This is a genomic window from Vibrio sp. QJM3NY_26, from assembly GCF_057786005.1.
In genome coordinates this window covers 1,055,419-1,067,335 of record NZ_CM173515.1, presented here as the reverse complement: position 1 = coordinate 1,067,335, position 11,917 = coordinate 1,055,419, and the positions used below count along the sequence as shown (strand labels likewise).

General features: G+C 43.7%; 12 protein-coding genes. 11 read left to right on the top strand and 1 reads right to left on the bottom strand.

Annotation, left to right across the window (positions count from 1 at the left end):
- The first annotated feature begins 59 nt into the window (after positions 1-59).
- The 11 genes from AC3CH4_RS04795 to AC3CH4_RS04745 all read left to right on the top strand — a co-directional run bounded on the left by AC3CH4_RS04795 (position 60) and on the right by AC3CH4_RS04745 (position 11,337).
- Positions 60-1,508 carry an FAD-dependent oxidoreductase gene (locus tag AC3CH4_RS04795; RefSeq protein WP_114633178.1) on the top strand — a complete coding sequence of 483 codons (1,449 nt, stop codon included), beginning with the start codon at positions 60-62 and terminating at the stop codon, positions 1,506-1,508.
- Positions 1,509-1,635: 127 nt separating this feature from the next.
- Positions 1,636-2,058 carry a rhodanese-like domain-containing protein gene (locus tag AC3CH4_RS04790; protein WP_065205599.1) on the top strand — a complete coding sequence of 141 codons (423 nt, stop codon included), beginning with the start codon at positions 1,636-1,638 and terminating at the stop codon, positions 2,056-2,058.
- A 104-nt stretch (positions 2,059-2,162) separates the two neighbouring features.
- Positions 2,163-2,609 (top strand): pentapeptide repeat-containing protein, encoded by a 447-nt coding sequence (locus tag AC3CH4_RS04785; RefSeq protein ID WP_065205600.1) that lies wholly within the window; start codon positions 2,163-2,165, stop codon positions 2,607-2,609.
- A 168-nt stretch (positions 2,610-2,777) separates the two neighbouring features.
- On the top strand, positions 2,778-4,022 hold the full coding sequence (locus AC3CH4_RS04780) for an esterase/lipase family protein (protein WP_065205601.1): 1,245 nt from the start codon (positions 2,778-2,780) through the stop codon (positions 4,020-4,022).
- 186 nt (positions 4,023-4,208) lie between these two features.
- Positions 4,209-5,780, top strand: coding sequence for an amidase (locus tag AC3CH4_RS04775; protein ID WP_488543395.1), 1,572 nt, complete (start codon positions 4,209-4,211; stop codon positions 5,778-5,780).
- Between the two features lie 59 nt (positions 5,781-5,839).
- Positions 5,840-6,838, top strand: coding sequence for a DUF2860 family protein (locus tag AC3CH4_RS04770; protein ID WP_488543394.1), 999 nt, complete (start codon positions 5,840-5,842; stop codon positions 6,836-6,838).
- A gap of 104 nt (positions 6,839-6,942) precedes the next feature.
- Positions 6,943-7,962: a helix-turn-helix domain-containing protein gene (locus tag AC3CH4_RS04765; RefSeq protein ID WP_488543393.1), complete on the top strand. Its 1,020-nt coding sequence runs from the start codon at positions 6,943-6,945 to the stop codon at positions 7,960-7,962.
- Between the two features lie 294 nt (positions 7,963-8,256).
- Complete coding sequence (locus tag AC3CH4_RS04760) at positions 8,257-8,742, top strand: TetR/AcrR family transcriptional regulator (protein ID WP_488543617.1); 486 nt, start codon at positions 8,257-8,259, stop codon at positions 8,740-8,742.
- Positions 8,743-8,855: 113 nt separating this feature from the next.
- Positions 8,856-9,362, top strand: a complete 507-nt coding sequence (locus AC3CH4_RS04755; protein WP_488543392.1) for a GNAT family N-acetyltransferase — start codon at positions 8,856-8,858, stop codon at positions 9,360-9,362.
- Positions 9,363-9,877: 515 nt separating this feature from the next.
- A complete protein-coding gene (locus AC3CH4_RS04750; protein WP_488543391.1) occupies positions 9,878-10,807 on the top strand; it encodes a DMT family transporter in 930 nt (309 codons plus the stop codon).
- 5 nt (positions 10,808-10,812) lie between these two features.
- On the top strand, positions 10,813-11,337 hold the full coding sequence (locus tag AC3CH4_RS04745) for a MerR family transcriptional regulator (protein ID WP_488543390.1): 525 nt from the start codon (positions 10,813-10,815) through the stop codon (positions 11,335-11,337).
- A 241-nt stretch (positions 11,338-11,578) separates the two neighbouring features.
- Here the strand turns inward: AC3CH4_RS04745 and AC3CH4_RS04740 are convergent, their stop codons facing one another.
- Entirely contained in the window at positions 11,579-11,782 is a 204-nt protein-coding gene (locus AC3CH4_RS04740; protein ID WP_004736343.1) for a hypothetical protein, read from the bottom strand.
- Positions 11,783-11,917 lie beyond the last annotated feature (135 nt).

Below are 11,917 nucleotides of genomic sequence, written 5' to 3'. Positions count from 1 at the left end.
GAATCATCCCAATAAACAAAGGGCGCGAATGCCGCGTCCTTATAAGAAGAAGTACCACTATGAAAATCGTAATTTTAGGTGGCAGTGCTGCTGGTATGAGCTTTGCTGCCAAATACAAAAGAAACCAACCCACAGATGACGTTATTGTCATTGAAAAACGCAGCTACCTTTCGTTTGGTGCCTGCGGTTTGCCCTACTTTGTTGGCGACAAGTTCCCAAATACAGATCGCATGATCTCTCGCACGCCGCAGCAAGCCATCGATTCCGGACTCGATGTTCGTATCAATACTGAGGTGGTCGCAGTGAACGCTGCTGAGCAAATCATCACAGTCAACACGCAAGGCGAATCACAAGATATTCCGTTTGATAAGTTAATCATCGCGACAGGTGCGCGCCCTTTAATTCCAGACTTCGCGACCTCTTTTCGTGTGGGTAATCATGATCGTGCTGATTCGAATAGCACCGAGCATGTTTACACACTCACTAGCATGGAAGATGGCGTTGCCATGAAACAAGCCATGCTCGCAGTAGATAAACCTCGCGTTGCAATCATTGGTGCAGGTTTTATTGGATTAGAGATGTTCGATGCGGCACATGACTTAGGAAAAGACATCACCATTATTGAGCGCGAAGCGCACATCATGAGCCGCCAATTCAGCCCAGAGATGATCTCCGACGTCGAAGATGCCATTCGTGACACAGGAACCAACCTGCTGACCAATACCCAAGTCGAACACATTGAACGTTTTGCTTCAAAAGACAGCGACGAAGGGAATAGTGAGAAAGCGAGTTATCTGCTTACAGTGAGCAAAACTCGATCCGCGACCAATAACACTAACGAAGCCACCAGCCATTCGGTAGAACCGGAATACATCACCATTCAAGCCGACATTGTGATTCTGGCGCTTGGTTTCAAACCTAACACCGAGTTGTTTGACCTGCCAAAAATGGGCAACGGTGCGTTATTAGTCGATAAGTTTGGTGCAACGTCAGTACCGAATGTTTACGCGGTGGGCGACTGCGCGACGGTTCATCATTTAACGCTTGATGAACCCGTGTATTTGCCACTCGCCACCACAGCTAATAAACAGGCTCGAATGATGGCCGACAAATTGGCAGGCAAAGATACCTTCCTTGATGGTTTCTTAGGTTCATCTTCATTGAAAGTGCTGGATTACGAGCTTGCTAGCACAGGTATTTCTCATTGGATGGCAAACCAATACGCAGTGCCAACCAGTACCTCAGTCATTAATGACAAGAACCAAACGGATTATTATCCCGGCCAAGAAGACATCAAGATAAAACTTGCTTACGACCCTGAATCTAAACGCCTTTTAGGCGGCGAAATTGTCAGCAAGAAAGGCGCTGTAGGTCGGCTAAATGCATTAGGCGTTGCAATTACTGCAGGCATGACGACTCAACAATTGGGTTACCTTGATTTCAGCTACGCTCCTCCTTTTGCACGAACATGGGACGCGCTGAATGTGGCGGGCAATGTTGCGAAATAACAGTCTCAAAATAACCAGACGAAATAGCTGCCTTGAAGTAACCAAACTAGATAATGAATGAAATAGCTAAGTGACACCGCAACACAAAACACAGAACCGTCATCCTATTTTAATAAGAGAGAAAACCATGGCACAAACCATTACCAAAGGCATTAAAGCCCTAAAAGAAGAAGCCTACCAAGTCGTTGAAGATATGTCGGTAGAAGAAGCAATAGCGCTATTCAACGGCAGCGACGACAAACAAAACACACTTGATGACTACGTGTTTGTCGATGTGAGGGAAGCCGAAGAAAGAAACAAGCTCGGCATTATTCCCGGCGCTTTTACTTGCCCAAGAGGCATGTTGGAATTCTTGATTGACCCTGAATGCCCCGTTCACAATAAGGTGTTCAACCAAGACAAAACCTACGTGTTCTATTGTGCCCACGGTTTGCGTTCTCTTTACGCTGCCAAGATGGCCGCGGAGATGGGGTTAAAACCCGTTAAAAACCTCGCAGGTGGTTTTGCTGCTTGGGCGGAGCAATCAGGTGACATTGAACTTCCGATTTAATAGAACTGTCTATTAAATAAGGCTAACGACTAAACAAAGCTTTCAGTTAATGAGAGCCCGCTGGTGACTAGAACAGCGGGCTCAATAAAATGATGATGTGAAGTATGAACAAATACACTCAACAAGAACTTTATTCTATTCTTGAACAACACAAACTATGGCTAGAAAACCAAGGCGGTGAACGTGCACAATTACGTAATGCCGACCTAAGTAACCTAGTACTTCAAAACATCGACCTGCGTTGCGCTAACCTAATTCGTACCAATTTTAGTGGCGCCGATTTATCAGGCACTGACATGAGTGAGGCTGATATCACCCATGCCAATTTTAGCCACGCCAACCTGAACAACACAGCTTTCCGCGATGCCGATTTACGAAACTCAGACATGAGCCACGCACAAATGCTCAACGTTGATCTAAGTCGCGCTGATCTATTTCGCACCGATTTCAGTCACGCTAATCTCAATGATGACGCGTTGAATCGAGTAGACCCAAGCAATACCATCATCAAGCTACGCAACCCCAACCAACAATGTTTCGCTTTTGAGTAGGAGCAACATAGCAACGATATCAAATTTTCCAACAGCCGAAATCAGCGGGTCTTCAAGACAATATACGCTCAAACATAATGGATAAGATGACTCTCTGCTTTATTGCTACTATTAAACACAGGTTTTTGATTTATGGATGAATCGGGTTGATTTAAGGATGAAATTAAAATGAGGCGATTACTTACTGCACTATTTTTCAGTTCAGCATTGTTACTCAGTTCAGTGTTATCAGGTTGCAATAACTTTAAAAACCTATCTAATGAGATAGAAGCCATCGACTCCATAACCAATCAATACATGGTTACCTTGAGTCAACCTGCCTCCGGCTCTGCCGTGGTGATTGAACAAATCAAAGACATCAATAAAAGCGAAGTGGATGGCTACGATGGCATCATAGACAGTGACAGCATTCACTTGCACGTATCAAATAACGTCCACTACCTACTTATCTTTGAAGATAAAAATCAAGATCTTACCCTACAAGCCAATGAAGCTTTCAGTGTGGTAAAACTTCGTTCTCATAAAGACAAATCAACAATAGAAGTCTCATTATCCGTTAATGAAAATGAAGCCCCAAGTGCGTTTGTTGATCGTTCGTTATCTTCGCTATTGAAAATAGAATTAGACCTCGTTGATATAGGCACCGTGGCAAATTTAACCGATCCTCCTTTTGAGAAAGGGAACGCAAAGCTCGGTATGTGGCAACCGCTGACATTTTTGGTCGAAGGTAATGCGGGTCTCTATTTTTTATCTGAATATGACCCAGCTAAAATCCCGATCTTATTTGTGCATGGGATCAATGCAACGGCTTTAGATTTCTCCCCTCTCATTGGAAAAATAGACCAATCTAAATACCAAATATGGGTGTTTAACTACCCTTCAGGTTTATCTCTATCTTTGAACTCGAGAGGCTTAAATAACCTGTTACACACGGTGGTGACTGAATATAAGATCCAACAATTACATGTTGTTGCCCACAGCATGGGCGGCTTGATCGTGACCAACAGTATTCGTCAATGCCGAATCGGACAGCTATGCGACTTTGTAAGCAGCGTAACCACCATCTCTTCGCCGTTTGATGGTGTTAAGTCTGCTAAACAAGGAATGGAGTACTCCCCCGTGGTAATGCCTGCATGGGTTGATTTAAATCCAGACGGAAAATTTATCGCTGACTTATTCATTGATAGCAGTGAGATTCACATACCCCACTTTTTGGCCTTTGGTTATAACTCGGGCGATCTATTTAATACCAACAGTAGCGATGGCGTCATCAATTTATCAAGCCAGTTGTCGCGCCCCGCTCAATTGAATGCCGACCAAATTCGCGGTTACAACGAAAACCATCTCAGTATTTTAGACAATGACGCTCTGTTTGAAGACTTGTCCAGCTTTTGGTTAACAGCTGAGCGATAACCTCTCCCTATACATAACCCGACAAACCAGTTGGCGTGAATGGTATGAACATTGGCGGTATTTGCACTGCAAGCCAACACGCTAATCTTTATTCTAATCCCATAAATAAGCACACGGAGTGACGCTAAGCCTAGCGAGCTAGGTTTCGAAACAAGGATAGTGACTTTCTAACTTGGGATAGAAACGATGACTATCAATGAATTAAAACGCAGAGATTTTTTCAAAGTTATGGGGAAAGGTGCTGTTTCTGCTGCGGCTCTCTCTCTGCCGACCTTAGCGAATGCAACGCCAACTTCACCAACAAATTTGCCTTCAGATCACCAAACCGTTGACTCGCCACTGGATGCGACTGAGATGGCAAATCTGATAAGAGACAAAAAAGCCTCGCCAAAAGAATTCGTACAAGAAGCCATCTATAAAATTCGCCAGACAAACGATCAAGTAAATGCGGTTGTTTCTGAGTGCTTTGACTTAGCGCTAGAGCGTGCCAACTCATTTAACCCGAACTCCCCTTTTGCAGGCGTGCCTTTCTTAGCGAAAGACTGCGTTGATGTTGTCGGGCTTGAATGCACCATGGGATCGAAGCTAAACCAAGGTAGAAAGCCCAACGCTACCTCTTGGTTTATTCGTGCAACACAGAATGCAGGGCTCAACACCATTGGTATGACGAATATCCCCGAGATGATGGCACTAGGCTGCACACAGAATCCCCTTTATGGCGCGACGCGTAACCCATGGGATCTAAGCCGAGGTGTTCACTCATCGACTGGTGGTGGCGCAGCGGCGATTGCTGCTGGCTATGTACCATTAGTGCATTCCACTGATGGTGGCGGCTCTTCGCGCATGCCCGCTTCAGCGACAGGTATTTTTGGCTTTAAGCCAAGTCGAGAATCTTTGATTTCAGGGCTAACTGACGGCTCAACAAACGAAGATTTTACTCACCAATCGTTTATGTCGAGAACCGTTCGTGATGCAGCTTTAGCTGTATCAGTCACAGAGCATCATACAAAAAATGACTTTGAGACGCCTTTTCCTCGAACCCCTATAGGAATGGTTAATGCTTCTCTTACCCGTCAGGTAAAAATTGGCGTCACCCTCAAAGATATCCACGGCAGGCTTCCCGATGAAGATACGCTCGCAGCTATTCGTTCGACGGTCTCTTTGCTCGAGAGCCTTGGACATATCGTTATCGAAGTTGAGCAACCGATCCAAGATGGCGATGTATTCATGCACAACTACATGGGCGTATTTGGCAACAAGATGGCAAGCTTTGCTGAGCAGTTCGACCGCCTAGGCATGCCGCTAGAATCGATGCCTGACAAAGTAAGCGATAACATCGTCTATTTAGCTCGTACGATGCAAGCGCGCTTGAAAGCCGCTCCTAGCTTGTATACTGACTCTCAAGAGCGATGCCGAAATTTCGCACTCAATCACAACCGAGAATTCTTTAAAGACATCGACGTATGGCTGACTCCTTGTGCAAACCATGTTCCTTTGGATATTGAATATTTCGACCAGCAAGCGCACTCAGGGAAAGAGATATGGACACGTTCAGAAAAGTTAATGTCCTACACGCCTATCGAAAACGTGGCAGGTAATCCCGCCATGTCGGTTCCCTTGTATTGGAACAAGCAGAACCTTCCAGTCGGTAGCCACTTTTCTGCAGCAAGGGGCAACGACCGCCTGTTATTTGAATTGGCCTATCAACTAGAAAACGCCAAACCTTGGGCAAACAGAAAGGCCCCTATTGCGCTTTAACAAGCAATTCACTTCCGAAGCAATTCAATTTAGAAAATCATTCAAGTACGAGTCTATTGATGAAACATATTATTTTCCTATTTTTGGCGAGTCTGACGCTTGCACCTTACTCATACGCAGCTCTAGCACCAAGCGAAGGCTTCAGTGGCAACATCACCTTCTTAACAGGCTTCACCGCAAACTCAAGCAACCTAGATGTTGGGCAAAGCAATCATCAATCTCAAGCCGATTTAATGTCGTCGGGTAATACCGAAGCAGAGGGAATGGTCGCTGTTTTGGGTTCAATGCAATACACCTTTGGCGCTTTGAATCACAAACAATTTTTCTTAGGTACCTCAAGAGACGACATCATCACAGGTACGTTGGCATTTGAAATTGGATATAGGCAGCAAGTCGAGCACGGTATGGTGGTTGAATTTTCTATCTTACCAACTCTGATATCAGGTGAAGTATGGGATGACCCTTATGCCGTTGACTCAAATAGAAAAGAAACCGACCTCACCGGTAATGTCGTTCGAATGCAGCTTTCAAGAATAATGGGCTCGAACTTTAATCTCGATGTCGCCTCTGGTGAGTCCGACGTTAAAAAAGAAAACACCGGCCTAAAGGGCCTTGGTTTAACTGAAGAAGAACGCGCACTAATGATTCGAGAACGAAAATATTTTTATCTCAAGTCTGGTTACCAGTATTTCTTGAAAGATGGCTCTGGCATTCTCACACCTTCAATGAATGTTTTCTCATCAGACTCTGAGGGTGATGCACTATCGTTCTTGAGCCTTGGCGCGGAAATCAACCTAGCGAAAAGATTTGGAAATCATGGCCTTGCTTTTACACTCAATGCAGCAAAACGCAGCTATGATAAAGAGAATCCAATCTTTAATGAGACTCGTGAAGACAAAGACTTTGGAGCCTTCGTTGCTTATGAATACACCAATATCTTTGGTACAAAAAACTGGTCTTTGGTATCACTACTTGGCGCCAAGACAACAAATTCGAATATTGAGTATTACCAATCATCGCAATACGTGATTTCAGTAGGTGTTGATTACAAATTCTAAAGTTGAACTGAGAGTTTCATTGCTTGTAACCCGTAAACAAATCCTTTAATTTGGGCATATTAACGAGAAGAACACTCTTCAATCACCAGTAATAACAGGGAGTTATGGTGGAAAGTTTCAGTACTCAATTGCCCATATTCTGGTTTAAAACTTTAGATTCTGCTATTCAGGCTAGAATTGGAGACAGCAGCGACATCTGGTCGGGAACAGAGGCCTATAAACAACTTTGCTCCGCCGAATCGATCTCGGCTTATCAGCTTCAAACCGCCATCAACAATATCTACCAACATTTTGATCATGAGCTGATCGACTTATTTGATGAATCGGCTCGCTACTTCGATGAGCTTGAAATGGGCGCGCCGGTAATGGCCATGCTCACCGCGCCAGATCTCGCCAGCTTTTGCCAACTGCTGAGTCGCTACTCCATTCATATACATCCGCTGCTGAAAATATTCTGCCGTGAAACAGAGAGTGGCGAAGTTGAGCTTTGGGGCGTCACACCCGAGTACATTGACGAAACCACACTGATGACACACATCAGCTTGGGGCTCTATTTTAGTATTATGATCAAGCTCGTTCGCAGATACCTTAATGCGCCGAATCAAAAGCTCGCCATTCACATCCACAAGAACACCATCGGTGATGAGTTCTTGAGCATCTATGAGCGTGTCTTTAATGTTGAAATGAAGGAAGGCTTCCCCGCCCGCTATCTCCTTTTTCCTAACGATCTTGTCCAGGCGAAACCTCGCCAATACCAAGCCGACTTTCATACAGAGCTAGTAAGAATCGCCGACCAACAGATGGAAAAAACGTTAAAAACCAACTTAATCTACAAAGTGAATGAAACGTTCAAAGTGCTTGCGGTGAAAGATACTAACCTAGATAGCGTGGCGAACAATCTTCATATCAGCCCTCGAACCCTGAATCGTAAGCTTAAACAACAAGGTGTGAGTTTTCGTCGCTTGTTCGATAAATACCGACTTGAGCTGAGCATGACGTTACTGAATCAAAACGACGGCAATATTACCTATGTAGCTCACGAACTTGGCTTTTCAGACTCGAGCGCATTCAGTCGAGCATTCAAAAATTGGACTGGGCACTCTCCTACCGGACTAAAGTCGTAGGCTTACAGTGCTGATGATGCCAATATCACTGATGGGTACGCTGAACACCTAGGCTCAAGACAATTGCCTATCTTGAGCCGACTACTCCCAAACCTATACCTACTCAAATTCAACGATCTTTAAAGATCTTGTGATCCTCATTTATGTTGTATATTATCCGCACCACAAATTACAGACCGGATAGTCGGTCTGTAAAATAATTGAGTGATATTCATGGACAAGAAGCAGCAAGCAATCCAAGCCGCGATTGAATTATTCGCGACACAAGGCTTTGAAAAAACGTCTATCGCACAGGTGTGTGAAACGGCGAAAGTATCGAAGGGCTTAGTTTTTCATCATTTCAAAAACAAAGATGACCTACTAAGACAGGTGTTTGTTCGCATGGCAGAGATCATTAATGAAGTCGGCGAAAGTGTTGACTTGTCTAGTGAGGGAATGTCGGTAAAAGAGAGGTTTATTAACCTTATCGAGCACATCTTCTTGTCAATGGCAGACCCACAACAAAAACTGTTTTATCAACTTGATTACCAAGTGAAATGTCAGCCGTCGTTAAGGCTGATATTAAAAGACCTGTTGGACGAACGCTACCAACTGATGATGGAATCTTTTGAAGTTATTCTATGTGACATACCAAATGCCAACAGCATTGTCGACGGCCACATGTTAATCGCCGATATCGATGGTATCGCACTCAATTACTTGTTCTCGGATGGTGATTACCCGTTAGAACAAATTAAAGAACGCTTCATAGCTAAGTACTTACTGCTGCTGGATTTATAAGTACCTCGCTTAAAGCTCAATAGAACGTTGTTGGCTATCTAAACTAACTCTCTATCTAAAGATATCTATCAGAGAACGCTAGCAACAAATAATTTAAGTTAGGAATTGTTCAAATGAAAACCCCTTATGAAATTCAATACCAAGCTTTCGCCGCTGCAGGCGGGCTTTACGACGAACGCCATGCAAAACTGTACGCAGAATTTGCCGACGATCTTATTGCCGATGGCAGCTTTTCTATCGTGCATGAAGGCGTAGCACACGCATGCTACACACCAATCACAATAGACGCAGCACCACACCTGAAGTGTTATGTGCTTGCTCCTTTAGCTGTATTGCCAGAATACCAAGGCAAAGGCTACGCAACTCGATTAATGGAACAAGCCGAGAAGCAACTCAACGCTGACGTTATCTTCGTGATGGGCGAACCGTTCCACTACGGCAACCGTTACAACACGCCACACAACGTGCTTCCACCAGTAAGAACACTTGCACCTTTAGAGTGTTGGTTCGCTAAAGCACTGACCCCTGGCGCACTAGACGGCGTGGGGGAGTCGACTTCAACCGTCACTGGCCCTTACGCAAGCGAGCTAATGTGGGGACACCCAAGCGAGCAAGTTTAAGAGATGCTGATTTAAACAAAATATAAGTAAAAAAATGGAACGCTCAGGCGTTCCATTTTTGTTTGGGTGAAGTGTAATGCTTGTCTGAATTGAGAACGTTGATATCCCGTGCGTTCGGGCTGATTTCAAACACCCTCCCCCTCATGTTAAGTTCATCAACCCCTTTCGATTTATGACCGAGGGAGAGAACCTTCTTTGGCGCTGAATGTGTAACTGCGCATGTAACGACCGGCATTCTATTCCCCCCCTTTCCACGAAATACAATGGATAGAAGATACTGTTCAAGGGGAGGTTAGAAGGGGGTTTAGTTATGAGCTAACTCAGACTTGCCCCATTAGAAGCCAGTGTGAAATTGAACCTGATCTCAAACTCCACTATTTGGCTTACTTTTCCTCATGCCGAGAGGCTTAACGTTGTTGCCAAATTAGCTAATCCACGACATCGGTTGACCTGTCTACAGGTATCGAGTTTAAAATGCACCTCTTGATCAAACCTAAGCGAGAAGGCTTCATTCGATGCATCAGTTCCTTGTAAAAAACACCGTGCAGCACCCTAAAGTTTTGCAGTTATTTGATACTTTATCGCCAACATCTAAAGGTGTGACGCTAGCACTGGTTTCAACAGCACTGTTTACCATTGTGGGTGTGTTTGTTCGTAAATTGAGCGGAGACTACGATACGTTTCAGATCCTATTTTTTAGACAGCTCATTTTTATGTTGATGCTTGCCCCTACGATAACTAATAACATTGAGGTATTGCTCAAACCGAATAAAATACCTCTCCACATATTGAGAATATTGGGCGCATTTACTGCGTTGTACTTTGGATTTATTACAGTAAGTAATATACCTTTTGCAGACGCGACTGCCGTTGGTTTCTTACAAGTGCTCTTTGTTGCCATTATTGCTCGCATTGCCCTTGGTGAGCAGGTCACAGGCTCTCGGATTTTTACCATCGTCGTTGGATTCATCGGGGTAATGATGGTTGTTCGACCTACGTTTGAAGATAGCCAACTCATATACGTTCTTTCTGGTGTGCTGGCTTCGTTAGGCGCTGCTGTTGCGGTGATTTGTGTAAGAAAAGTGGCGCAAAGTGAACCTAAAATCACGTTAATGGCATATCAAGCTCTTGCTATCGGATTTATTGCCTTGATACCGACTTTGTTTTTATGGTGCACACCAACGGTTGAAGATTTCATGTTGCTTCTATTGGTTGGCGTTATCTCGTCAATTGCTCAATACATTGGTATTTCCGCTTATAAATGGGCACAGGCAAACATCATTGCCAACGTTGAGTACGTGAAGATTATTTATTCTCTTATCATCGGCATGGTTATTTTTGCGGAAATGCCAGATACATGGTCAATTATTGGTGCGTCAGTTATTCTTGCGAGTGCATTAATCCCAATGATGTTGTCTCACTACGGTCGAAAAAGTAAGAGGTAGGTACAGTGCTGAGTATTAAACAGTTTTGTGAGCAATTAGGCGTGTCTCGCACGACAGTCCTTTATTATGAACGACAGGGCTTGATTGAACCGGCAAGCCGTACTTCCAGTGGCTACCGATTGTATGGTGAACGGGAACTTGAAAAGTTCAGGTCGATTCTTGCGTATCGCTCTTACGGCATCCCTGTTGTTGAGATAAAAGGCTTGTTACAACAATCTCATGGCAAAGACAGGGAAGCTGTATTACGACAACAGTTTTCCGCCTTAGATATAGAGATTAAAAAGCTACGTCAGCAACAACATTCAATCATGACTTTACTACAAGATCCTGAGCTACTGATTCAAGGGCAGTTAACTAAACAGCGTTGGACTGAGATACTGAGAGAGTCAGGCATGAATGATCAAGATATGCTTAACTGGCACAAGCAGTTTGAGAAGATGGAGCCATTAGGACACCTCAAATTTCTACAGTCCCTAAATATTGATGATGACGAAATTGAACAAATAAGAATGGTATCTAGGAAGCCATAAGTTCGTTTTTATTAAAATGTGTTTTCAATACTTGAAGTTATCCGTCTAACGCTAAATTAGCACTTTCACTAACTCGAAATTGTCCAGAAACGTTTTTAAAATTGATCAAACTCTATTGTCCTCCGACAACAATGGCTAGATATAGAGCGAGCATAAGGTCAGATAGAGTTTAAAAGTAGGTAGTGGTTAGGGGGGAATTGGTGATCTTAATTACACATCCCTGTGTAACGTATTCTGAATGTCAGCTGGCTTTAAAGCGCTTCATAAATTGACTAAAGCGAGGAATCAGGTTTTGCACAGTCGGCGCATCGGGAATCTCATTTACAAAAATCATAAAGCGCTGTGCTTTACTTTTATCACCTTGAGCAGTCCCTGCTAGTATTGCTTGAGCCAAAATTACATGCTCAGCGGTAACGTCCTTATTCGAAAATTCGTGAATCAACATAGAAAATCCTAATAAGTATAAATACGGATGTAATAATACAATATGTTGATATTTATATCGATAGCTTATGGCATTCATCAATGTCAGATTTGTGTAAAAGCAAGACAATGATGTGCACCATCAATACTGGACAGT